Raw genomic sequence first — 24230 nt, 5'->3', positions numbered from 1 at the left:
CAACCGGAACTGTCAAATAACAAAGGTACTGCCATGCTCGTCGTGATTTCCCCAGCCAAACGTCTTGACTGGTCCGAGCGGGATGTCCCCATGACCACACCGGTCTTTCAGGACGACGCGAACCGTCTTGCGACATCCGCACGCAATCTGACGCTGGGCAATCTCAAGGCGCTGATGGACCTGAGCGATGACCTGGCCAAATTGAACCGCGACCGGTTTCGCGCCTTCGAGGACGCGCCTTCGGACAGTGATCTGCGCCCTGCCGCCTTGGCCTTTGCGGGTGATACCTATCAGGGCCTTGAGGCGGAAACGCTGGATGCGGACGAGATGCGCTGGGCGCAGAACCATCTGCGGATCCTGTCAGGGCTTTATGGAGTTCTGCGACCTCTGGATGGCATTCAGGCGTATCGCCTTGAAATGGGCAGTCGGTTGAAAACGCGGCGGGGTGGAAACCTTTACGATTACTGGCGCGACCAGATTTCCAAGGAACTCAGAGCGCAGGCGTCCGAACTGGGCACCGACACGCTAATCAACTGTGCCAGTCAGGAATACTTTGGCGCGGTTCCTCCCAAGCCGCTGGGACTGCGGATCGTCACACCCGCCTTCATGGAAGACAAAGGCGATGGCAAGGGTCCGAAGATTGTCAGCTTCTTTGCCAAAAAGGCGCGCGGGTCGATGGCACGGTTCGTCATTCAACGGCGCCTGACAGAGCCGGAGGGTATTCTTGATTTCGATCTTGGCGGCTATGCCTATCGCGAGGACCTGTCGGCACCGGACAAACCGGTTTTCGTCAGACCCTACGACGCCAACTGAACCTGCGGACAATAGAGCCCGAGTTTTTCCAGCAACGCGTCTTTGCGTAGCGGCTTGGTGAGGTAATCTGTCAGACCGGCATCGAGGATGATGTCCTTATCGCCATCCATCGCGTGCGCTGTCACAGCGATGATCGGCACATGCGGTCCGGTGCCTTCTAACGCGCGAATGCGGGCCGTCGCTTCTTTGCCGTCCATTCCGGGCATGGAAATATCCATGAAGATCACATCGGGTCTTTGTGTTTCGAACGCCGTGACTGCTTCGAATCCGTCATTGGCCAGGGTCAGATCAAGGGCAAGCTTGCTGACCATCTTGCGAAACACCAATTGGTTGGTTCGGTTGTCCTCGGCCAGAAGCACTTTGGGTAATCCGACTTGAGCAGGAGGTTGTGGTGCTTCAGGTACGGCGCAAGGCACCGCAGTCGAGGTGATGGCCTCCAACAGGGCCGCGCGCGCATAGGGGCGCTGTATCATGCGCAAACGGGTCAGACCGGTTTCGGTAAACCGTTTTGGGTCATGTGACAGTGCCAAAATCGGTGCGTCTTTGGCGATGGAGTTGAATGCATCAAGCGTCGGCTGAAACTCGGGGCTGTCTTGCTCCAAGCCAAGGATTGTCAGGCTGACGGAGGCAATCAACTCGGCCGACAGGGTCGACGGGTCCGATGCCAAAATCGGCGTTCCGCCCAGTGCGACGACCTGATTGATGAGGGGCGTTATGCCATTTTCGTCCGTATCGTCAATCACCAGAATGCGACGCAGGGACGGATCGAGCTTTCGGGAATTCGCGCCATCCCCGTTATCGACCGGTAGCGTTATCCTGAAGCCGAAACAGCTGCCGACACCTTGTTCTGATTCAACCCAGACTTGGCCTTGCATCATCTCGATCAGGCGTCTGGTGATCGCAAGGCCAAGCCCGGTGCCTTCGAACTGACGATTGCGGTCGTCTTCGACCTGATTGAATTCGCCGAAAACATGCTCGATCTTGTCGGCTGCGATCCCGATCCCGGTATCCTCGACCGTGATGCAAAGCGTTGTTTGGCTTTCGTTTGCATCCTCTCCAACCACACGCAAAACCACCCCACCTTCGAGCGTGAATTTGACGGCATTGCCCATCAGGTTGGTCACGATCTGACGGATGCGTCCGGGGTCGGCGACAAACCGGGTTGGCTGTAGGATGTCATAATCAATCTTGAGGCTGAGCCCTTTCGCCCGCGCGCTGGGCTGCAAGAGCAAAACAACCTCGTGCAGCGTTTGTTCGAGGTCAAACGGTTCAGGATGCAGAACCAATCGGTCCGCGTCGATTTTGGAATAATCCAGCACATCGTTGATGATGACCAAAAGCGCTTCGCCAGAGTGTTTGATGGTTTCGACAAAAAGCCGCTGTTCGCTGTCGAGATCGGTTTCGGTCAGCAGGTCCGCCATGCCGACCACGCCATTCATCGGGGTTCTGATCTCGTGACTCATATTCGCGAGAAACGCGGATTTCGCGCGGTTCGCGGCTTCGGCCTTTTGGCGGGCCTCATGGAGTTCCTGCTGGTAGCGCACGCTTTCCGTGATGTTCAGCCCAAGGCTTACCACGTCACCTGACGGGCCGCGCCGGTCGAACATGCGGATGTGTTCGCCGTTCCAAAGCTGTATCTCTATCGGTTCAGGCGCTTCCTGCTGCCATCGATCCTGCATCCGCGCACGCCAATCCGCGGGGCGTTCGCTGCCGATATTGACGATGCCTTCTTCTGTGAGAAGCTGGAGGATGCGCGGATAGGTGATGCCCGGCTGCACTTCTTCCAAATCTTCGAACACGGCAAGATAGGACCGGTTGGCGACGATCATGCGGTTGTCGGCATCGAAAAAGGCGAACCCGTCCTGAATGGTCTCGATCGAATGCCAAAGGCGGCGTTCCGCGATCTGGATCTTTTCGTGGGCGACGCCAAGTTCGGTTTTGACCCGCTGGTTTTCGCCACGGACCATCGCCACTTCGGCACGGGTTTCGACGATTTCATTGCTGAGCTGTTGCGCGTGATTGCCCAATTTGCGGTTTGCGGCAAAAAGCTCGGCCTGTTTGAGTTCGAGTAAACGTTCTGCCGCAAGCCGTGCGCGCCGTTCTTCTGACAGCTTGTTGGCAAGACTCATCCGCACCTCCGTAGTCGACGGTTCGAACTTTCCCGGATCATGGTGAAGAATGAATTAACCCGGCCAAACGGAATGGCCGGGTTCGTGTCGCTTTGATCGAAATCGCGTCAGAGGCGTTCGATGGCCAGCGCGATCCCCTGGCCGCCGCCGATACACATGGTGATCAGCGCCTTGGAGCCTCCGATGCGTTCAAGTTCGTAGAGCGCCTTGATCGTGATGATTGCACCGGTTGCACCCACCGGATGACCCAAGGCAATCGCCCCACCGTTTGGGTTCACCTTGGCAGGGTCCAGCCCAAGACCCTTGTTTACGGCCAGGGCCTGCGCGGCAAAGGCCTCGTTGCTTTCGATCACGTCGAAATCGGTGATCGACAGGCCTGTGCGCTTGAGAAGATTCTCGACCGCTGGCACCGGGCCGATGCCCATGACCTCTGGGCGGACACCCGCATGGGCATAGCCAAGGATGCGCGCTTTTGGCTTTAAGCCCGCGCTCTGGGCGGCGGATGCCGTGGCGAGGACAATGGCTGCAGCACCGTCGTTGATCCCCGACGCATTGCCGGCCGTCACGGTGCCGTCCTTCTGGAACACGGTCTTCAGACCCCCCAGAGCTTCCATCGTGGTCGCTTTGGGATGCTCGTCCGTGTCGAACGGAACCATGTCGCGTTTAACCTTGACCTCAACGGGAACGATCTGGCTTTTGAAACGGCCTTCCGCGATTGCCTGTGCCGCCCGTTGCTGGCTTTCCAGCGCAAAGCTGTCCTGCGCATCGCGGCTGATGTCATGTTCAGCGGCGACATTTTCAGCCGTGACACCCATGTGGCCGGTGCCGAAGGGGCAGTTCAGCGCGCCCAGCATCATGTCCAGAGTGCGGATGTCACCCATCTTGGCGCCCCAGCGCTGATCGGGCACGATATAGGGCGACCGGCTCATGCTTTCGGCACCGCCCGCCAGCGCGAATTGTGCATCGCCCAGCATCAGCGATTGCACAGCCGAAACGATGGCCTGCGCACCCGAGCCGCACAAACGGTTCACGTTCATGGCTGGCGTCGTGTCGGGCACACCGGCCTGCATCGCAGCGACCCGGCTGAGATACATATCGCGCGGTTCGGTGTTGATGACATGACCGAACACGACGTGACCGATCTGTGCGCCTTCCACGCCCGACCGCTCCAGCGCAGCCTTGGCGACCGTTGCGCCGAGATCAATGGGCGGGGTTGCCGCGAGCGATCCGCCGAATGTTCCTATTGCTGTCCGTGCGCCGTCGAGGATTACGATATCGTCTGCCATCAAGGCCTCCCTTGTTCCGTTGCGCGTAGTATGAGCCAGCCGAACGGGACTGTCAGCCGCAACGTGCCGTCAGTCGGGGAGCGAATTCGTCGCAAGCTGCGACCCTTCTAGTACTTTGACTTCGCGCTGCGGGAAGGGAATCGAAATGCCGTGTTCCTGAAATGCGTCCCATAGAGCGAGGTACACGTTGCCCCGGATATTGGTCAGCCCGCCTGTGGGATCGCGAATCCAGAATCGCAGGATGTAGTCGACCGAACTGTCGCCGAAGCCGACGATGTGGCAGACGGGGGCTTTGAAGCTCAGAACACGGTCTACAGATTTCGCCGCATTGATCGCGATCTCGCGGACCTTGTGTGGGTCGTCCGAATAGGCAGTACCGAAGAAGATATCCAACCGTACAAATTCATTCGAGTGAGACCAGTTGACCACCTGACCGGTGATCAGGTCTTCGTTCGGGATCAGGTATTCCTTACCATCGCGGGTAACGACGCTGACATAGCGCGCGCCAAGGCTGTTGATCCAACCGAATGTATCGCCGAGCGAGATCACATCGCCGGGTTTGATCGACTTGTCGAGCAGGATGATGATGCCGGAGACAAGGTTCGATACGACCTTTTGCAGACCAAAGCCAAGCCCGACACCGATAGCCCCCGACAGAACGGCAAGGCCTGTCAGATCGACCCCAACAAGGCGGAGGCCCATGAAGAACGCTGTTCCGAACAGCAGGACTTGCAGGAACTTGATTGCAAGGACCTGCATGGAGGGCGAGATATCTTCGTTGCGTCGGATCGTGGCAGCGGTGGTGCTGCTGATCAACCGCGCCCCGGTGAGGAGTGCAGCAAGGATCACGATGGCTTGAATCACCAGCCAGAGCGACAGTCGGGTTTCACCGATGGTAAAGGCCGCACTGTCGAGGAGCGACTGCGCCTCATCGGACAGCCCGGTGATCGAGAGTGTGACCCAAATCCATGCGCCATAGCGCACGATCGAACGCATCAGGGCGTTCTGGATCAGGCGCGTGGCAAAGGCGATGAACAGCCACGCAGTCGACAGGTCCGCGATGATTGCCAGCAGGTAGGTGCGCGACGGCCATGTGAATTCACGCATGACCGCGATGACCAGCCAGATCAGAACGACGAACAGAACCATCCGCAAGCGGCGATGGAACACCACCAGTGCGCGCATGCGCCATTTGGGCCAGCCTTCGAGGCCCCGCATCCAGTCATGCATGCGCGGTTTGATGATCGCCGCCAGCACATGCGCCGCCACGAAGATGCCGAGGGCGATGAAAAGTTGATAGGCATTCCAAGGGCGCAGCAGGCTTGTCAGAAATGTCTCTGCCCAAGCGTACAGGTCGAGTGTGATCTCGGTCAGCGCTTCCGGTGAGACGACGTCAGGACCCATTCCAATCCCGTTTGACTGTACCAGCTCAGGGTCGCACCCGAGCGCAGACAGTGCAACAGGTTAAGAGCCTGTGAACGGCAGCGCGATCATAACGGGCGTCAGATCGCTGTCGGCACCTGCGGCGTGCACGATCAGTCCCGCACACAGGATCGCAATCAGTCCCAGATTGATGATGTTCAGTTTTGTCAGCATTTTGCCCCTCGCAACATACTGTACGTGCAAGGGTTGGCTTTGGATCACTTGAGTCAAGTCATGCGCCGACACAGAGCCGCACTTGCGGCAGGAGGGGGCGATGATATATGGCAGCGCGTATGGAAATGGTTTTCGATCTGGACGAACGCGCGCGGTTGCGGGAGCGTTTCTTCGGTGCGACGCACACGGTGCTCGCGCGGCTATAATTCTGCGCCCGCGCCCACCTCATCCAACACCACATTTTCGCCAAGCAAGGGAGAGGACCAATGTCCCCCAAAACGCTCTATGATAAAATCTGGGACGCCCATGTCGCGCATGAAGCCGACGATGGCACCTGCCTTTTGTATATCGACCGCCACCTCGTTCACGAAGTGACCAGCCCGCAGGCCTTTGAAGGGCTGCGCATGGCGGGTCGGTCGGTGCGCGCACCCGACAAGACCATCGCGGTTCCGGATCATAACGTGCCGACAACACCCGGTCGCGAAGACCCCAAGAACATGACCGAAGACAGCGCCATTCAGGTCGCGGCGCTTGACAAGAACGCCAAGGATTTCGGTATTCACTACTATCCGGTGTCTGATGTCCGTCAGGGCATCGTACACATCGTCGGCCCCGAACAGGGCTGGACGCTGCCGGGCATGACCGTGGTCTGCGGCGACAGCCACACCGCGACGCACGGCGCATTCGGCGCATTGGCGCATGGGATCGGAACCTCCGAGGTCGAGCACGTTCTGGCAACCCAGACGCTGATCCAGAAGAAGTCCAAGAACATGAAGGTCGAGATCACCGGCAAGCTTGCGCCGGGTGTGACCGCCAAGGACATCACCCTGTCGGTGATCGGCAAGACCGGCACCGCTGGTGGCACTGGCTACGTCATCGAGTATTGCGGCGAAGCGATCCGTGATCTGTCGATGGAAGGCCGGATGACCGTGTGCAACATGGCCATCGAAGGCGGTGCCCGCGCTGGCCTGATCGCGCCTGACGAAAAGACGTTTGAGTATGTCAAAGGCCGCCCGCACGCCCCGAAAGGTGCACAGTGGGAAGCCGCTCTGGCATGGTGGAAGACGCTTTTCTCGGACGAGGATGCGCATTGGGACAAGGTGGTCACCATCAAGGGCGAAGACATCGCGCCTGTTGTGACATGGGGCACCTCGCCCGAAGACGTACTGCCGATCACCGCCGAAGTGCCATCTGCCGACAGCTTTGAAGGTGGCAAGGTCGGTGCAGCGCAGCGGTCGCTGGACTACATGGGTCTGACGCCAGGCCAGAAGCTTTCGGATATCGAGATCGACACCGTGTTTATCGGGTCGTGCACCAATGGCCGCATCGAGGATCTGCGGGCGGCTGCCGAGATCCTCAAGGGCAAGAAGATCGCCGTGAAACGGGCGATGGTCGTGCCGGGATCGGGCCTTGTGCGCGCACAGGCCGAGGAAGAAGGTCTGGCGGAGATCTTCAAGGAAGCCGGTTTCGAATGGCGTCTTGCGGGTTGTTCCATGTGCCTTGCGATGAACCCCGACCAGCTTCAGCCGGGGGAACGTTGTGCAGCGACGTCGAACCGCAACTTTGAAGGCCGTCAGGGCCGGGGTGGTCGGACGCACCTGATGTCGCCTGCGATGGCAGCGGCCGCGGCGATCACTGGGAAACTCACCGATGTGCGGGAGATGATGTAATGGACAAATTCGAAAAACTCACCGGGATCGCGGCTCCGATGCCGCTGGTGAACATCGACACCGACATGATCATCCCCAAGCAGTTCCTCAAGACGATCAAACGGTCGGGTCTTGGCGTGAACCTGTTTGACGAAATGCGGTACGACAATGACGGCAACGAGATCCCCGATTTTGTGCTGAACAAACCGCAATACCGTGACGCAGAAATCCTTGTCGCTGGCGACAATTTCGGCTGCGGATCGTCCCGTGAACACGCGCCATGGGCGCTCAAGGATTTCGGCATCAAGTCGGTGATCTCGACCTCGTTTGCGGACATCTTCTACAACAACTGCTTCAAGAACGGCATTCTGCCTATCGTGCTGCCGAAAGAGGCGGTCGATGTGTTGATGAAAGACGCCGAAAAGGGCTCGAACGCGCGGATGACCGTCGATCTGGAAAACCAGACGGTCACCAGCTCTGACGGCGATGTTTTCTCGTTCGAATTGGACAGCTTCAAGAAGCATTGCCTGATGAACGGCCTCGACGACATCGGCCTGACCATGGAAAAAGCGGCTTCCATCGACAGTTTCGAAGCACAGGCCGCGCAGGCCCGCCCCTGGGTCTAAGCGCACAGGGCATGACATTCAAAAGGCCGTCCGTTCCGGGCGGCCTTTTTCGTTCGCGGTCAGGCTTTGGCGGGTGCAGATCTTTCTGCCCGGTGAAACAGTGCAACGGAAATGATGCTGACGACCACAAGCATAATTCCGAACCACCATGTGGCCCGCAGCGTTTGTGAATAGTCCGCCAACGCTCCGGCGAGGACGGGTGCGCCCATCATGGCGACGTAGTAGATCGTGAAATACACGCCCATCGCAAAGGCTCGTGATTGCGGTGGGAGTATGGTTGCGGGCATCCCAACGATGGGGCCAAAGCAAAGGCCGGACAGAAAGCCAAAGATCAGCACTGCCGCCGGAACAATTGCGATGGGCGCATACATGATCACCGGGGCGAGGACCACAAAGCTGGACAATCCAAACGTGATCACCGCATCTCTTTTTCCGGATCGGTCCGCCAGGACACCGCCGATGGGAATGGCGATGGCCAGACATAGCATAAACGCGCTGATCAGCGCGCTTGCGGTGGTCAGACCCAGACCCCGTTCGGTCAGAAGCGCCGGTCCAAAGCTGAACACCATTGCGAGCGCGGCATTGGACAATGCCCAAGCGGTTCCGGCAAGTAGCAGCAGATAGACTGGAAAACTTGTGATTTTGACCTCGGTCACGGCTTCTGTGCCCGTGTCTGCCGGTTGATAAATCAGGACAAAAGCGATCAGCGCAACGGTGATACTGGCAAGCAAGGTGATCCACGCAAGTTGCAGACCTCCGTTGGCCGAAATGATCGGCAGAGCAAACAACGCAAGCGCGATGCCGAGAGGCCATGAATTGATGAAGATCGACATCGCGGTCGAAATCTCGCGACCGACAAACCAGTCTATGACCATCTTGGTCATGACGACATTCAGGGCGACACCGCCGACCCCTGCCAACAGTCGCCCTGTCACAAGCAGGCCCCATGTCGGTGCCCACGCGATCAGCACACTGCCAAGGAACATCAGGCCCATGCTGAGGCCAACGATCCGTTTGTCACCAAAGCGACCCGCAATCGCGCCACCGGGAATGGCCACGACAACACCAGGGGCGAGGTAGAGGCCGATCAGAAAGCCGATGTCGGCAAGGCTCAAGCCGTAGCTGTCGACAAGGAGGGGAGAGAGCGCGCCAATGGACTGGAACTGAAACCCCATTGCGGTGCGCGCCAGAAAAAGCACGGCAAGGATCGTCCAACGATTGCGCATATACGTCTCCGGCTTTTTGGATTTAGGTCAGCATCACCTTGATTTGTAAATGCTCATGTGGACCAACGCGGCTTTTCGAGAGGTTTGATGCACAAGACGCCCCTACAACATGTTGTAGATACACAGGTGACTGCCACATTTCTGATCAGCCGATGATGTATTCCGGCACCAGTTATCCTGCGAAAACAATGTTTTCATGTGCAGGTGTCTTGGCCAGAGTTGAGCCGTCCCGCGAACTTGGGCAAAACTGGGGCAATAATGAGGCAGTCCGTCAATCCCGACGGCACAAATTTGGAATAAGGTCGCGGCATCGTATCGCGGCCATCCGGTTTGAAGGGAACCAGAGTGGTCAAGCGGATCATAGGATCAGCTGTGCGTGCGCTGTTGATGGCGTTCCTTGTGGTGATACCGTCATTGGTGTTGCCCGGAACCTCCAGCGATGCAGCCCAGATGGCAGCGCTTGTGGCGCTGGTGGCTGCCGTCGTCACCTTTGCCGAATATTCGAGCGAATATCCCACCTTTCTTGAGTTCCGGAACGCGCCTCCCTTCAACCGGCTGCGGTTCTTGGCGCTGTTTTTCTGCGTCTGGTTTGCCGCGCTTTTGATGGCGTCCGAAACGCTCGATCCCGCCTTGCCGCCGACATTGCTCGAAAATCTTGCATCTGGCGCGGCGTCTGTTTTGGATTTTCCCTATTCGCCGGTGCGACTCATGTCGATTGCGTTTGCGGATCTGCCTGTCTGGTTCGACGTGGCGTCTGCCACGCGGATTGCCAGCTTGTTGATGGCTGTGGCGATCATCGCGCTGTTTCTCTTCTGGGTGCATGCGCGGTTCATCTTCTGGCCGATCCGCAAAATGGCGTTCAATTTCTGGATCAACCTGCCGCTTTTCGATCCGACGTCTGGGCGCGATGTGCTGTTCCGACTGAAGCGGGACGCGCATTTTAACCTCGCGTTAGGGTTTTTGCTGCCATTCCTGATCCCGGCCTTGCTGCGGTTGTGGATCGGCGCGTTCGATGCCTCGATGTTGGCTTTGCCAGAGATCATGATCTGGGTGCTGTGCGCGTGGGCGTTTCTACCACTGACCTTGATGATGCGGGGGATCGCCCTGTTCCGGGTGGCCGCCCTGATCGAGGAAAAACGCCGCCGCGCCTATGCGCAGGAAGACGAATTGCAGCTGGTCTGATTTTCGCGATTGCGGCGCTTTGGTTTTCAGCATCCGGGCTGATTGCGCAGGACTTGCGTGTTGCCTTGTGGCACGCGCCATTGACACGCGACGGGCCGGGAGTGCTGTTGCGCGACCTGCTAAAGCAGGACGCAGCACTGGTCGCGGCCGCAGATGCCCTGTCGGATGCGGATGCCGATATCATCGTCCTCACGCGGTTCGACTACGATGGCAGTGGCACAACTCTGCGCGCTTTCGCAGATCTTGTGGATGGCGGGCATATCCATGTGCAGGCGCTTCGGTCCAATGCAGGCATTCCAACCCCGTACGACGTGGATGGTGATGGTCGATTGGGCGAGGCCGAGGATGCACAGGCGTTTGGTCGGTTTCCCGGGCAAGAAGCGCTTGCTGTGCTGTCCCGGTTGCCGTTGGATACAGGCGGTTTGCAATCTTTCAACGATGTTCTTTGGCGCGACTTTCCAGGAACCTTGATGACCGATGCCGACGCGGGCCGCGACGACCAACGTTTGTCCAGTGGGGGACATTGGGTTGTCCCGGTGTTTCTGTCCAGCGATGCAGGCAGCGCTTCCGTATCGCTGTTGGTCGGGCACGCCGGACCACCGGTGTTTGATGGGCCAGAGGATCGCAACGGGCGGCGCAACCGCGATGAGTTGCGGCTTTGGGAAGCCATCATTGCAGACTTGGACGGACCGTTTGTGTTCATGGCCAACACCAATCTCGATCCCGATCGTGGGGATGGCTATCGCGACGCCATGGCAGCGTTTCTCGCACTTGATCGCCTTACGGATCCGCTGCCCGGCCAGATCACGGCCCATTGGCAGAAGCCCGGTCCAATGCGGGTGTCCTATGTTCTTCCATCTTCGGAGTTCGGGATCAGGGCTTCGCGGGTCTGGCCCGTGCGCGGAGATGAGCAGCACAGCCTGATAACGGTCGACTTGACCCTGCCTGATACGACCCTGCCTTGACCCTTTGAGCTTGCGGGTCTACGCGATGGGCAAACCTGTTGATCAAAGGAACCCATGATGAGCAACGCTTCGCTTTTGATATTGCCCGGCGACGGGATTGGCCCCGAGGTGATGGCCGAGGTGCGTAAGGTTATTGACTGGTACGGTGCCAAGCGCGACCTGACCTTCGATGTGAGCGAAGACCTTGTTGGTGGTGCCGCCTATGACAAGCATGGAACACCGCTTCATGATGACACGATGGCCAAAGCCCAAGAGGTCGATGCGGTGCTGTTGGGCGCTGTCGGTGGCCCGAAATACGACAATCTCGATTTCAGTGTGAAACCGGAACGCGGTCTTCTGCGTTTGCGCAAGGAAATGGATCTTTTCGCAAACCTCCGCCCGGCGCAGTGTTTCGACGCCCTTGCCGACTTTTCGTCTTTGAAGAAGGACGTTGTCGCGGGTCTCGACATCATGATCGTGCGCGAACTGACCTCTGGAATCTACTTCGGCGAGCCGCGTGGTATCTTTGAAGAGGGCAATGAGCGCGTCGGCATCAACACCCAGCGCTATACCGAGAGCGAGATTGACCGCGTGGCCCGTTCGGCGTTCGAATTGGCACGCCGCCGGAACAACAAGGTCTGTTCCATGGAAAAGGCCAACGTCATGGAGTCGGGCATCCTGTGGCGGGAAGTCGTGCAGAAAGTGCACGACGAGGATTACCCGGACGTCGAGCTGTCGCACATGTACGCCGACGCAGGCGCAATGCAGCTGTGCCGCTGGCCCAAGCAGTTCGACGTGATCGTGACCGACAACCTGTTCGGCGATCTGCTGTCCGACGCCGCCGCGATGCTGACCGGAAGCCTTGGCATGCTGCCTTCGGCCAGCCTTGGCTCTCCGATGGCCAATGGTCGTCCGAAGGCGCTCTATGAACCGGTACACGGGTCTGCGCCGGATATCGCCGGTCAGGGCAAGGCAAACCCGATCGCCTGTATCCTGAGCTTTGCCATGGCCCTGCGCTATTCCTTCGATCAGGGTGAAGAAGCGGCCCGACTTGAAGCCGCAATCGAGACTGTTCTTGCCAACGGCGCGCGGACGGCGGACCTGATGGGGCCGGAAGGCGGCTCGCCCATGTCCACCACTGAAATGGGTGATGCCATCATCGCGGCACTTGACGCGAGTCTCTAACCAAAGAAAGGGCCAGCTATGTCTTCGAACGTCAAAGGCGCATTGCTGGCCCTAGTCGCCTTTGGGCTCTATTCGACGCATGACGTGTTCATCAAGATCCTTGGGGCGACCTATTCGCCGATCCAGATCGTGTTCTTCAGCGTCCTACTGAGCTTCCCTCTCGCCACTCTCATGCTGATGCGCGATGCCACTCCGGGCACACTAGTCCCGGTGCATCCCTGGTGGATGGCTGTGCGCACAGTAGCTGCCGTCATCACGGGAATCTCGGCTTTTTACGCGTTCTCGGTCCTGCCGCTGACGCAGACCTATGCGATTCTCTTTGCGACCCCACTCATCATCACGGTCCTGTCGATCCCGATACTTGGCGAAACGGTGCGGTTGCGGCGCTGGATGGCGGTGATCGTCGGTCTGATCGGCGTTATGGTCGTGCTCCGTCCCGGATCGACCGAGCTGACACTTGGTCATGCAGCAGCGATCCTTGCGGCCTTTGGCGGTGCCTTCGCGTCGATCGTCGTCCGCAAGATCGGAGCGGAAGAGCGGACTGTCGTGATGCTCCTCTACCCGATGGTTGCCAACTTCGTTGTGACAGGCCTTGCGTTGGCTTTTGTGTATAAGCCGATGCCGATCGAACATCTGGGCATGCTCGCGGTGATTTCCATCATGGCCTGGATTGCTGGACGTATCATCATCTCTGCCTATCGGACGGGTGAAGCGGCCATTGTCGCACCGATGCAATATTCCCAGATCCTTTGGGCGACCGGATTCGGCCTGCTGTTTTTCGGCGAAACAACGGATGCCTACACTGCAGCAGGTGCCACGATCATCATCGCGTCAGGCATCTACATCGTGTTCCGCGAAAGCAAAGGCGGAACGTCGAAAACAACGCCGGTTCTGCGGACGCGCACGCGGTTTGCCACGCCATCCATGCCCCGTCTGAGCGACATGATGCGTTCCGGTCGCTACCGGGATGAGCCTATGAGCTCGGGTGGTCGCGACTAGGGTCGCATTCCGCAAAAATCACATGCGGTTTTGCCAAATCAAGGCTTGTCAAATCTACACGCGGGCAGTAGTTCCCCCTGCACGGTCGGGCTGTAGCGCAGCCTGGTAGCGCACCTGCTTCGGGAGCAGGGGGTCGGAGGTTCGAATCCTCTCAGCCCGACCAGTATCCAAGACATCCGCGTTTCAGACGGTTTTGGCCGCCTTAAGCCCACCCTTGGCAAAGGCTGGCACATAGGCGCCAAGCTCAAGCGCCTTTTCCGGGTTCGATGCATTGCCATCGAGCGCACGGCGTTTCACCCCCTGAAGGATCGCAGCCATCCGGAAATAGGTGAAAGCCAGGTAGAAGCCGAACCGGTCGATCCCCGGCAGGCCCATGCGCCGACAATACGCCTCGACGAAAACGTGATCCTCGGGAATGCCCAGCTGAATGCGATCGACACCGGCAAGTCCACGTCCCACATCGCCGGGCGGCAAGCCCCACTGCATGATGACAGCGGCCAGATCTGCGTATGGATGGCCAAGTGTGGACAACTCCCAATCAAGGACCGCGACACATGTAGGGCGATCCGGTGCGAACAGCAGGTTATCAATGCGGTAATCCCCATGCACCAGCGTCACGCGACCGTCATCCTCGGGCAGGTTGTCTGCAAGCCATTGGATCAGCGCGTCCATCTCCGGCAACGCCTCGGTCTCGGTGGCGCGGTATTGCTTCGTCCAGCGATCAATCTGTCTCTGGTAGTAATTGCTGTGAGGGCCGTAGTCGTTCAACCCGGTTGCGGACAGATCGACCGAATGGATCGCTGCCAAAACGCGGTTCATATCGTCAAAGATCGCCGATCTGTCCGGGGCCGAGACATCTGGAAGGCGTGGATCAACAAAGCTGCGACCCTGAACAAGATCCATGACATAGAACATCGACCCGATCACCGACTCGTCTTCGCACAGCGCGTGCATCCGCGCGACGGGCACGTCGGTCCCTGCCAAGGCGCTCTGGACCCGGAATTCGCGGTCGACTGCATGGGCTGATTTCAAAAGCTGCCCCGGCGGTTTGCGTCGCAGCACATAAGCCCCCGACGCTGCGGTCAGCTTGAACGTCGGGTTCGACTGACCGGTTGCGAATTTCTCAACCAAGATGGGCCCGCGAAAGCCGGGGACATGCGCCGCCATCCAAGTCTCTACAGCGTCGATGTCGAAAAGCGCGCTCATCCGTTGGTGTATTTGCGCAGCTCGGCGCGGGCGACCTGACGGCGATGCACGGCGTCGGGACCATCGGCGAACCGAAGCGTGCGCAGATGCGTCCACATCCGCCAGAGCGGCGTGTCCTGGCTGATGCCGGTGCCGCCATAAAGCTGCATCGCCTCGTCCACCACCTTGAGCGACACGAGCGGGGCCACCACCTTGATCTGGCTGATCCACGGTTGTGCCGCGCGCGTCCCTTGGGTGTCCATCATCCACGCCGCCTTGAGGCAGAGCAACCGCGCCTGTTCAATCTCCATCCGCGCGTTGGCGATGATGTCGTAATTGGCCCCCAGTTCGACCAGTGGCTTGCCAAACGCTTCGCGGTGCAGCCCGCGCCGACACATCAGTTCCAGCGCTTTTTCGGCCAGCCCGATGGACCGCATGCAATGGTGAATGCGCCCCGGTCCAAGTCGCCCTTGCGCCACTTCGAACCCGCGCCCTTCGCCCAGTACGATATTCCTGGCAGGCACGCGGACATCCGTGAACCGCAGATGCATGTGGCCATGCGGCGCGTCGTCCTGTCCAAACACATGCATCGGGCGCAGCACCTCGATGCCCGGAATGTCGGGGTCCATCACGAACATCGTGTGTCGGTTGTGTTTGGCCGCATCGGGAGCGGTGCAGGCCATGAGGATGTATAACCCGCAGCGCGGGTCCCCTGCGCCAGAGATCCAGTATTTTTCGCCGTTCAGGACCCAGTCACCGCCGTCGCGCTTTGCTTCGAATGCAAGCTGAGCAGCATCGGAAGAGGCCACGTCGGGTTCGGTCATCACATAGGCCGACCGGATTTCACCGTCGAGCAACCGCGTCAGCCAGCGATCCTTCATCCATTGGTCGCCGTAACGTTCCAACACTTCCATGTTGCCGGTATCGGGGGCCGAGCAGTTGAACACTTCGGCAGCAAGGTGAACCTTGCCCATCTCTTCAGCCAGATAGGCATATTCAACCGTGGTCAGCCCGTGACCCTTGTCGCTGTCGGTGAGCCAGAAGTTCCACAGCCCGCGCTCTTTCGCCTTGTTCTTGAGTCGATTCAGGATCTCAAGCTGTCGGTCGGTATGCTGAAAACGGTCGCCTGAAGCGTGCTTGCCGACCTCTGCATGAAACTCATGATCCAGCGGCGCGATCTCGGTGTCCACCATCTCGCGCACTTGAGTCACAAGCGCACGCACGCGATCCGTCATTCCCAGGTCCATGGTGTCTCGCTCTCCCTACGTGACAAGTATTCGGACATTAGAAGCACTTGCCCCGGACGACCAGTGCTGACGGTTAGTGTCTTCTCTGGTTACAAAATACTTCGGGGGTCTGGGGGCAGAGCCCCCAGCCAGTCGGATTGGCAAAGCCAATCCGAAATCTCTCAGAAGTCCAGGTTTTCGACGCTCAGTGCGTTCTGTTGGATGAACTCACGACGCGGTTCGACAACATCGCCCATCAACTTGGTGAACAGATCGTCCGCCTCTGTCATGTCATCGACCTTGACCTGCAGAAGCGTGCGCGCGTCCGGGTCCAGCGTGGTTTCCCAAAGCTGGTCGGGGTTCATTTCGCCCAGACCCTTGTAGCGCTGCAGAGTCAGACCCTTCTCACCCTCTTCGAGGATCGCATTCAGAAGTTCGAGCGGGCCGTGGATCCACTGCTTGCGGTCCTTGCGAACCAGTTGTGCTGGCTTGTCGTAGACTGCTTGCAGGCTTTCGGTAAAGCTGCCGGTCTTTCGCGCCTCGCCGGAGCGGAGCATCGGACCGTCCAGCGTGCGCACTTCTTCGACGCCCCGCAGGATACGGGCGAGTCTGAACCCGCGATCCTGCGTGATCCGTCCTTGCCACCCGCGCTCGTATTCGAGTGCGATCAGGTCCAGACGCGCCGCGACCTTGTCGGCCACCGCTTGCAGGTTGGCATCAACCGCGCCGGGAACAAACGCGCCAGCAATGGCGGATTGCTCAAGAATATGTCTTGTGTAATGCGTCGGGAAGGCATCCAGAACGCGTTTGAGTTGCCGGGCTTCTTCGACCACGCGCACAAGATCCTGGCCTAGGATGGTTTCGCCATTGCCCTGCAAAAGTTGTGCGCCGTCGGTGCCTTGCTGAATCAGGTATTCTTCCATCGCGGCCTGATCCTTGAGATAGACCTCGGATTTGCCGCGCATGACTTTGTAAAGCGGCGGCTGAGCGATGTAGAGATACCCGCCTTCGATCAGTTGGGGCATCTGGCGGTAGAAGAACGTGAGCAGCAGCGTCCGGATGTGCGCGCCATCCACATCGGCGTCCGTCATGATGACGATCTTGTGGTAGCGCAGTTTCGAGATGTTGAATTCATCCCGTCCGATCCCGGTTCCCAGCGCCATCACGAGGTTGCCGATTTCCTGGCTGCCCAGCATCCGGTCAAAACGCGCGCGTTCGACGTTCAGGATCTTACCCTTGAGTGGCAGAATGGCCTGAGTGCGGCGGTCGCGGCCTGTTTGAGCCGATCCCCCCGCGCTGTCACCCTCGACGAGGAAGAGTTCGGTTTGTGACGGATCTTTTTCGGAACAATCCTTGAGCTTGCCCGCAAGGAAGTTCACGTCCATCGCGGTTTTGCGTCGGGTCAGTTCGCGGGCTTTGCGCGCGGCTTCACGGGCCAGAGCGGCCTCGACGATCTTACCCACGATGCGCTTGGCATCGTTCGGGTTCTCCTCGAACCATTCCGCCAGCTTTTCGTTCACAAGGCTTTCGACGGCGGGGCGGACTTCGGACGAAACCAGCTTGTCCTTGGTCTGGCTTGAGAATTTCGGGTCCGGCACTTTGACAGACAAAACGCAGGTCAGGCCTTCGCGGGCATCGTCGCCGGTGAAGTTGACCTTTTCCTTTTTCGCAATGCCCGACGATTGCGCGTAGTTGTTGATCGTCCGCGTCAGCGCACCGCGGAAGCCCGCCATATGTGTGCCGCCATCGCGCTGTGGGATGTTGTTCGTGAAGGGCAGCACGGTTTCGTGGTAGCTGTCGTTCCACCACATCGCCACCTCGACGCCAATTCCGTCGCGGTCCCCAACCATGAAGATCGGTTCGGACATGACCGGGGCTTTCGAGCGGTCGAGGTATTTCACGAATTCCCGGACACCGCCCTCGTAGAACAGTTCGGACTTCAGAGACTCGGCCGGGCGTTCATCCTCAAGAATGATCCGCACGCCGGAATTCAGGAACGCCAGTTCGCGCAGGCGTTTCTCCAGCGTGTGGAAATCATAATCGAGGTTCGAAAAGGTCGTGGTCGACGCAAGAAAGCGTACCTCGGTTCCCTTGTTGCCATTGGCGTCGCCGACAACTTCGAGATGCTTGACGGTATCGCCGCGTTCGAAGCGCGCGATATGTTCCTTGCCATTGCGCCAGACACGCAGTTCCAGCCAATCGGACAGGGCGTTCACAACCGACACACCCACACCGTGCAGACCGCCGGACACCTTGTAGGAGTTCTGGTCAAATTTGCCGCCAGCGTGCAGCTGGGTCATGATAACCTCGGCCGCCGACACGCCTTCGCCTTCGTGAATATCGACGGGAATCCCGCGCCCGTTATCCCGCACGGAAACGCTGTTGTCGGCGTGGATTTTCACCTGAACGAAGTCGGCGTGACCGGCCAGAGCCTCGTCAATCCCGTTGTCCACGACCTCGTACACCATGTGGTGCAGGCCCGAGCCGTCATCCGTGTCGCCGATATACATGCCCGGACGTTTGCGGACAGCTTCCAAGCCTTTGAGAACCTTGATGGAATCCGCGCCGTATTCTTCCGGTGCCTGTGCGGGGTCTGCCATGTATTTACCCTTCGTTTTTCTGCCGTTTTTATACGCCAAACCCAGAGGATTGTCACGCGACTGACACAAGATTTAGCGGTTGGTTGTTTTGTTGGGCGGACAGATTGTCAGGGTGCCGGGCACGGCGAAACAGAGGTGCCTTTTTCGGTCTCGGTGACTTCGTAGTACTGCGCCCGGTCACTCAATTCGCTGAAGAGTTCTGGCCCGGTTCCGGTCATCCAGGCTTGCGCACCCAAAGCGCAGATCTCGTCATAAAGTGCCGCGCGCCGCCCCGCATCAAGATGGGCTGCCACCTCGTCCAGCAAGACAATCGGCGGTGCACCAAAGTCTTCGACCAAAGCGCGCGCGTTGGACAGCACGAGCGAGATCAGCAGGGCTTTCTGTTCTCCGGTCGAGCTGTCAGCGGCAGGCACGCCTTTTGCTGCAAACACACCATAGAGGTCGGCACGATGAGGTCCGACCAGTGTGCGGCCGGCTGCAAGATCGCGAAAGCGGCTTTCCTCGAAGGCTGCGCGAAGGTCTGCTTCGGTCTCTGGCATCTCGCCTTCCGTCTGGATCAGGTCGAGTTGGGCCGCTGGAAATTGCGTGCTGGCCTGATCCTGCGCTGTGGCGATCCTGTCCAAAGTCCGCACCCGGTTGGCATGAATGGCGGCACCCGTCTGCGCCATCTGCGCCTCAAGCGCCTTGTACCACATCGGATCCCGCACCTGATCCTTGAGAAGCCTGTTCCGTTCCCGCATCGCTTTTTCGTAGGTGAGCGAGGCATCGCCGTGATCTGGGAAAAAGCTGAGCGTCATGCGATCAAGGAACCGTCTGCGGCCTTCAGCTCCTTCAATCCACAACCTGTCCATTGACGGCAGCAACCACAAGAGCCGCACCAATTCCCCAAGCCGGGATTGTGGGGAGGGTTTGTCGTTGATTCTGACCTGACGGGGCGTGCCCTGTTCTGACTGAAAGGCAATGTCCTGTAGCCCTTCGGGCGTCTGCACCAAACCGCTTACCTTCCAACCCAACCCTTCTGGCCGACGCGTCATATCCTCCGCCGACGCACGCCGCATCCCGCGTCCGGGCGAAAACAAAGATACAGCTTCGATCAGGTTCGTCTTGCCTGCGCCGTTTGGCCCGAACAGCACAACAGGCCGCGCGTCGGGTTCAAGCGACACATGCAGGTGAGAGCGGAAATGCGACAGTGTGAGGCGGTTGATATGAAGCGGCAACAGCGCCCCCGTTTACAGGCGCGGTGTCGTCACACCCGCATCGGCATGACGACGTAGACTGCGCTGGTGTCGTTCCCTTCGCGCATCAGGGTCGGATCACCCGCCGAGTTGAACATGAACACGGCGTTTTCTCGGTCCACCTGGCTGGCGATCTCCAGCAGGTATTTCGCGTTGAAGCCGATCTCGAGCCGGTCATCGCCATAGGCCACGGCCAGCTCTTCCTCGGCGGCACCGCTGTCGGGTGCGTTGACCGAGAGGATCAGGCGATCCTCGTCCAACTGCAGCTTTACTGCCCGAGAGCGTTCGGATGACACTGTGGCAACACGATCCACCGCCTTGGCGAACTCGGCAGCGTCTACCTCGAGCCGACGGGTGTTGCCCTGCGGAATGACCCGCGTGTAGTCGGGGAACGTCCCGTCGATCACCTTGGAGGTGAGGGTGATGTCGGGTGTCGCAAAACGCACCTTGGTTTCCGACACGGACACGGCAATCTGCATGTCGTCATCTTCAAGGAGCTTGCGCATCTCACCTACGGTCTTGCGCGGTACGATCACGCCCGGCATGTCCGACGCGCCGTTCGGCAAAGGCGCATCGATCCGAGCAAGACGATGGCCATCGGTAGCGACACAGCGCAGAACCTTGCCGCCGTCACCATCGGCGACATGCATGTAGACGCCGTTGAGATAGTAGCGGGTTTCCTCGGTAGAGATCGCAAACTTCGATTTGTCGAAGAGGCGGCGCAGAACCGGAGCCGGGGCCGAGAAGTTCGCGCTGTATTCGGACGATGCCATCACCGGGAAGTCTTCTTTCGGCAGCGTCGCGAGCGAGAAATTCGAACGACCTGCTTCGACAGTCAGGCGACCGGACGCGCTGTCTTCGGAAAGCGATACCAATGCACCATCCGGCAGCTTGCGGACAATTTCGTGCAGCGTCACGGCGGACACAGTCGTCGCGCCCGCGCGTTCAACCTGCGCAACGGCGCGGTCGACCACTTCGATATCGAGGTCGGTTGCGCGGAACTGAACCGTGTCACCTTCGGCTTCGATCAGGACGTTGGCAAGAATTGGAATGGTGTTGCGCCGTTCGACAACGGATTGCGCCTGCGACACCGCCTTGAGCAGCGTTCCGCGTTCCATGCTGAATTTCATGCGTTCATCCCCCGACTGGCCGGACGCTGACAGTAACCCGCTTCAGGGTTGCTCTCCAAGCCCTTGTTTTGCAATTTCTTGGCCGGATTGCGCGCAGGGTCAAGGGCAGGCGTGCAGTAAGACACGCAACCGCCCTGTCTGTTGTGTCTGGGACTCAGGCTTCGAGCGATCGACGCAGCAATTCCACGTCTTCAGCGATCTGAGCGTCCTGTTTCTTGAGCTCTTCGATCCGGCGGACACCATGCATCACAGTGGTGTGGTCGCGCCCCCCGAAGTGCCGGCCGATTTCGGGGAGCGACCGTGTGGTCAACTGTTTGCACAGATACATCGCGATCTGACGTGGACGGGCAAAGGTGCGAACCCGCTTGGGACCGACCAGGTCGGAGTGGCGGATGAGGTAGTGATCGGCAACTTTGCGCTGAATCTCTTCGATCGAGACTTTGCGTTCGGACACGCGAAGGATGTCGGTCAGACATTCCTGCGTCAGATCCATAGAAATCGGTTTTCCGACCAGTGATGCAAACGCAAACAGACGGGTCAGTGCGCCTTCCAGGATGCGGACATTGCTGACGATGCGCGCGGCAAGGAATTCCAAGATGCCGCGTTCTACCTCGAGACCGGGATACATGCGCGCATACATTTCGGATTTCGACTGAAGAATGCCGAGGCGCAGTTCGTAATCCGTCGGATGCAGATCGACGACAAGTCCGCTTTGCAGACGTGACCGGATACGATTCTCGAGATCCTTGATCTCGTCCGGTGCCCGGTCTGCCGAAATGATGATCTGTTTGTGCTGATCCACAAGCGCGTTGAACGTGTGGAAGAACTCTTCCTGCGTGCTGTCCTTGCCCGCGATGAACTGAACGTCGTCCACCATCAGAACATCGACGGACCGGAACAGCGATTTGAAGTCCATCATCTTCCGGTCGCGCAGCGCCTGCACGAACCGATACATGAACTGTTCAGCCGACAGGTTCAGAACATTCAGATGCGGATGGCGTGTGCGCAGCTCCCACGCGATGGCGTGCATGAGGTGCGTTTTACCAAGACCGACGCCACCGTAGAGGAACAGCGGATTGAACGTGACGGGGCCACCTTCGGCAACGCGCCGGGCTGCGGCATGTGCCAATTCGTTGGGTTTGCCGACGACGAACGAGTCAAAGGTGAACCGCTTGTCGAGCGGAGATCCGTTCAGGTTATCAAGCGACGATGCCGGTTTTGTTTGAACCGATGGCGACGCAATGGGTTCGACCTCCTGTTCGGCACCAGCAAGTTGGTTCGCCGCTTCTTGAGACGCTGTGACCGTGTCGAAAACAATCCGTCGAACCGATGGGTTCACACGCGTGATCTTGGACAGAAGAAGGTCACCGTAGTTCTGCGAGACGTAGTTGCCGAAGAAATTCGTAGGAACGTTGAAGCGAGCGATGCCGTCGTCAGTACCTATAAACGCCAGTGGTTGGATCCAGCTTTGGAAGCTGTTGGCCCCCAATGTTTGATGCAGCTCATCTCGAATTGATCCCCACTGGTCTTGCGTCATTTGTCCCTGTTCCACATTCTGCACGTGCTGCCGCACATACGGTTCCCCATTTGGAAGGCACTTTCATGGCTTCCTCGAGTTACAATTTGGGGAAAGACGGTCATCAGCGTCCGGGCTTGTCCAGACGACGACAGCAACAGGGCGCGAAACACTTGGCAACAGAGTCCGCATTAGCCCATACATCTTTTTGGATCAGGCAGCTGATCTTTTATCATTTATTCCGTCAGGCCAAAATCGAGATATTTGAGGTCTCGATTCTGAATTAACGGAGCCTGTCCCCCCAGTGCGACGTGACTCGCATTGCTTGTTTATATGGGTCGAACGAGGTCCATCAACTGAACTTCGTTGTTGACTCAGGCAAAGCTGAAAAAGAATCTCCGACCGGTGCAAAGCTGCGCAAGCGACGCAAAAAAACGCCGCCTCGGTTGAAGCGGCGTCTTGATTTTCAAAAGCTGATTTGACAGACGACGATTCTCAGCCAAGCGCTTTGACGCGCGCTGCAAGGCGCGACACTTTGCGGGAAGCGGTGTTCTTGTGGTACACGCCTTTGGTCACGCCGCGCATGATTTCAGGCTGTGCTGCGCGGAGCGCTGTTGTTGCGGCTTCTTTGTCGCCAGAGGCAATTGCCTCTTCGACCTTGCGCAGGAATGTACGGATGCGCGAGCGACGCGCCTTGTTGACGGCGAAGCGCTTGTCGTTCTGCTTTGCGCGCTTCTTTGCCTGGGGCGAATTTGCCATGTGATCTATCCTGGTTCGTTTCGTTCAATCGGGTTGCATATGACAGCACGCCCGGAACCATCGACCGGATCGAATCTTGCCTAGCGGGCATCACACGCATGTATCGGGGGCGTATAGCCCCAGATATCCGTTATGAAAAGGCCTCTTTTCGCGCTTATCTGTCGCGGAACTGGGCCGTGCGCTTTTCAAGGAAGGCTGCCATGCCCTCTTTCTGGTCTTCCGTCGCAAAAAGCGAGTGGAACAGCCGACGTTCGACCAAAAGCCCTTCGCTGAGCGTGGTCTCGTATGCACGATTGACCGCTTCCTTGACTGCAAAGGTCGCCAGCATGGATTTTTCAGCGATCTTGGCGGCAGCGGATTGCGCCTCTTCCATAAGGGATTTCGCCGGAACGACACGGCTCACAAGCCCGGCGCGTTCCGCTTCTTCTGCGTCCATGAAGCGACCGGTCAGGTGCATGTCCATGGATTTGGATTTGCCGACAAAACGGGTCAGTCGCTGTGTGCCGCCAATCCCTGCGACCACCCCGAGGTTGATTTCGGGTTGGCCGAACTTGGCGGTATCCGACGCAATGATGAAATCGCACATCATGGCCAGTTCGCATCCACCGCCCAGCGCGTAGCCGGACACAGCCGCAATGATCGGTTTCCGAACCCTGCAGACGGCCTGTGATTCTGATCCGAAGAAGTCGGACATGAACATCTCGACAAAGGTCTTTTCGGACATTTCCTTGATGTCGGCACCTGCGGCAAAGGCCTTGGCGGACCCGGTCAGGATGATGCACCGAACCTTTTCGTTGGAATCGGCATCTTCAAGGGCACTTGCCAGCTCGGACAACAACTGGCTGTTCAGCGCATTGAGCGCATCGGGCCGATTGAGTTTGATGGTGGCAACGTGATCTTCGATTTCGACGATGATCGTCTCATAAGCCATGAGTGAGGGCTCC

Annotated in this window: 21 protein-coding genes and 1 tRNA gene; 9 read left to right on the top strand and 13 right to left on the bottom strand. The window is 58.7% G+C overall.

Annotated features, from left to right (window positions below):
• Positions 1-33 precede the first annotated feature (33 nt).
• Positions 34-813, top strand: coding sequence for a peroxide stress protein YaaA (gene yaaA / locus ACMVPR_RS16995; protein WP_416883844.1), 780 nt, complete (start codon positions 34-36; stop codon positions 811-813).
• Here the strand turns inward: yaaA and ACMVPR_RS16990 are convergent.
• The 4 genes from ACMVPR_RS16990 to ACMVPR_RS16975 form a co-directional block, all read right to left on the bottom strand.
• The gene (locus ACMVPR_RS16990) at positions 798-2942 is read right to left on the bottom strand and encodes an ATP-binding protein (protein WP_416883843.1); all 2145 of its coding nucleotides are present in this window, start codon (positions 2940-2942) and stop codon (positions 798-800) included. The two genes, yaaA and ACMVPR_RS16990, sit on opposite strands and share 16 nt — an antisense overlap.
• A gap of 107 nt (positions 2943-3049) precedes the next feature.
• Complete coding sequence (locus ACMVPR_RS16985; protein ID WP_416883842.1) at positions 3050-4228, bottom strand: acetyl-CoA C-acyltransferase family protein; 1179 nt, start codon at positions 4226-4228, stop codon at positions 3050-3052.
• A gap of 69 nt (positions 4229-4297) precedes the next feature.
• The gene (locus ACMVPR_RS16980; protein ID WP_416883841.1) at positions 4298-5632 is read right to left on the bottom strand and encodes a mechanosensitive ion channel family protein; all 1335 of its coding nucleotides are present in this window, start codon (positions 5630-5632) and stop codon (positions 4298-4300) included.
• Positions 5633-5692: 60 nt separating this feature from the next.
• Entirely contained in the window at positions 5693-5824 is a 132-nt protein-coding gene (locus ACMVPR_RS16975) for a hypothetical protein (protein WP_300584428.1), read from the bottom strand.
• Between the two features lie 107 nt (positions 5825-5931).
• On the opposite strand from ACMVPR_RS16975, the gene ACMVPR_RS16970 reads away from it, so the two are divergent.
• The 3 genes from ACMVPR_RS16970 to leuD are packed head-to-tail and all read left to right on the top strand — an operon-like array spanning position 5932 to position 8099.
• Entirely contained in the window at positions 5932-6030 is a 99-nt protein-coding gene (locus ACMVPR_RS16970; protein ID WP_300584430.1) for an isopropylmalate isomerase, read from the top strand.
• Positions 6031-6090: 60 nt separating this feature from the next.
• A complete protein-coding gene (gene leuC / locus ACMVPR_RS16965) occupies positions 6091-7494 on the top strand; it encodes a 3-isopropylmalate dehydratase large subunit (RefSeq protein WP_416883840.1) in 1404 nt (467 codons plus the stop codon).
• Positions 7494-8099 carry a 3-isopropylmalate dehydratase small subunit gene (gene leuD, locus ACMVPR_RS16960; protein ID WP_416883839.1) on the top strand — a complete coding sequence of 202 codons (606 nt, stop codon included), beginning with the start codon at positions 7494-7496 and terminating at the stop codon, positions 8097-8099. Before leuC ends, leuD begins: the two co-directional genes overlap by 1 nt.
• Before the next feature lie 59 nt (positions 8100-8158).
• Here the strand turns inward: leuD and ACMVPR_RS16955 are convergent, their stop codons facing one another.
• Positions 8159-9325 carry a CynX/NimT family MFS transporter gene (locus ACMVPR_RS16955; protein WP_416883838.1) on the bottom strand — a complete coding sequence of 389 codons (1167 nt, stop codon included), beginning with the start codon at positions 9323-9325 and terminating at the stop codon, positions 8159-8161.
• Positions 9326-9697: 372 nt separating this feature from the next.
• Here ACMVPR_RS16955 and ACMVPR_RS16950 point away from each other — a divergent pair, with 372 nt between their 5' ends.
• The 5 genes from ACMVPR_RS16950 to ACMVPR_RS16930 all read left to right on the top strand — a co-directional run bounded on the left by ACMVPR_RS16950 (position 9698) and on the right by ACMVPR_RS16930 (position 13798).
• Entirely contained in the window at positions 9698-10507 is an 810-nt protein-coding gene (locus tag ACMVPR_RS16950) for a hypothetical protein (protein WP_416883837.1), read from the top strand.
• Positions 10508-10608: 101 nt separating this feature from the next.
• The gene (locus ACMVPR_RS16945; RefSeq protein WP_416884676.1) at positions 10609-11472 is read left to right on the top strand and encodes an endonuclease/exonuclease/phosphatase family protein; all 864 of its coding nucleotides are present in this window, start codon (positions 10609-10611) and stop codon (positions 11470-11472) included.
• A 57-nt stretch (positions 11473-11529) separates the two neighbouring features.
• Positions 11530-12636: a 3-isopropylmalate dehydrogenase gene (gene leuB / locus ACMVPR_RS16940; protein WP_292268292.1), complete on the top strand. Its 1107-nt coding sequence runs from the start codon at positions 11530-11532 to the stop codon at positions 12634-12636.
• An 18-nt stretch (positions 12637-12654) separates the two neighbouring features.
• On the top strand, positions 12655-13635 hold the full coding sequence (locus ACMVPR_RS16935) for a DMT family transporter (protein WP_416883836.1): 981 nt from the start codon (positions 12655-12657) through the stop codon (positions 13633-13635).
• An 86-nt stretch (positions 13636-13721) separates the two neighbouring features.
• Positions 13722-13798: transfer RNA gene (locus ACMVPR_RS16930), tRNA-Pro, on the top strand.
• 20 nt (positions 13799-13818) lie between these two features.
• Here ACMVPR_RS16930 and ACMVPR_RS16925 read toward each other — a convergent pair.
• The 8 genes from ACMVPR_RS16925 to ACMVPR_RS16890 all read right to left on the bottom strand — a co-directional run bounded on the left by ACMVPR_RS16925 (position 13819) and on the right by ACMVPR_RS16890 (position 24217).
• Positions 13819-14841 carry a phosphotransferase family protein gene (locus ACMVPR_RS16925; protein ID WP_416883835.1) on the bottom strand — a complete coding sequence of 341 codons (1023 nt, stop codon included), beginning with the start codon at positions 14839-14841 and terminating at the stop codon, positions 13819-13821.
• Positions 14838-16067, bottom strand: a complete 1230-nt coding sequence (locus tag ACMVPR_RS16920; protein ID WP_416883834.1) for an acyl-CoA dehydrogenase family protein — start codon at positions 16065-16067, stop codon at positions 14838-14840. The genes ACMVPR_RS16925 and ACMVPR_RS16920 overlap by 4 nt, the downstream gene beginning before the upstream one ends.
• A 161-nt stretch (positions 16068-16228) precedes the next feature.
• Complete coding sequence (gene gyrB, locus ACMVPR_RS16915; RefSeq protein ID WP_416883833.1) at positions 16229-18646, bottom strand: DNA topoisomerase (ATP-hydrolyzing) subunit B; 2418 nt, start codon at positions 18644-18646, stop codon at positions 16229-16231.
• Between the two features lie 107 nt (positions 18647-18753).
• Positions 18754-19863: a DNA replication/repair protein RecF gene (recF, locus tag ACMVPR_RS16910; protein ID WP_416883832.1), complete on the bottom strand. Its 1110-nt coding sequence runs from the start codon at positions 19861-19863 to the stop codon at positions 18754-18756.
• Positions 19864-19892: 29 nt separating this feature from the next.
• A complete protein-coding gene (gene dnaN / locus ACMVPR_RS16905) occupies positions 19893-21011 on the bottom strand; it encodes a DNA polymerase III subunit beta (protein ID WP_300585270.1) in 1119 nt (372 codons plus the stop codon).
• Between the two features lie 154 nt (positions 21012-21165).
• Positions 21166-22548 carry a chromosomal replication initiator protein DnaA gene (gene dnaA, locus ACMVPR_RS16900; RefSeq protein ID WP_416883831.1) on the bottom strand — a complete coding sequence of 461 codons (1383 nt, stop codon included), beginning with the start codon at positions 22546-22548 and terminating at the stop codon, positions 21166-21168.
• A 474-nt stretch (positions 22549-23022) separates the two neighbouring features.
• Positions 23023-23286 carry a 30S ribosomal protein S20 gene (rpsT, locus tag ACMVPR_RS16895; protein ID WP_292268302.1) on the bottom strand — a complete coding sequence of 88 codons (264 nt, stop codon included), beginning with the start codon at positions 23284-23286 and terminating at the stop codon, positions 23023-23025.
• A 154-nt stretch (positions 23287-23440) separates the two neighbouring features.
• A complete protein-coding gene (locus ACMVPR_RS16890; RefSeq protein ID WP_292268303.1) occupies positions 23441-24217 on the bottom strand; it encodes an enoyl-CoA hydratase in 777 nt (258 codons plus the stop codon).
• Between the last annotated feature and the right edge of the window lie 13 nt (positions 24218-24230).

This window comes from Marivita sp., assembly GCF_048006345.1.
In the GTDB taxonomy this organism is placed as follows: Bacteria; Pseudomonadota; Alphaproteobacteria; order Rhodobacterales; family Rhodobacteraceae; genus Marivita.
This window is presented reverse-complemented; position numbering and strand designations above follow the sequence as displayed.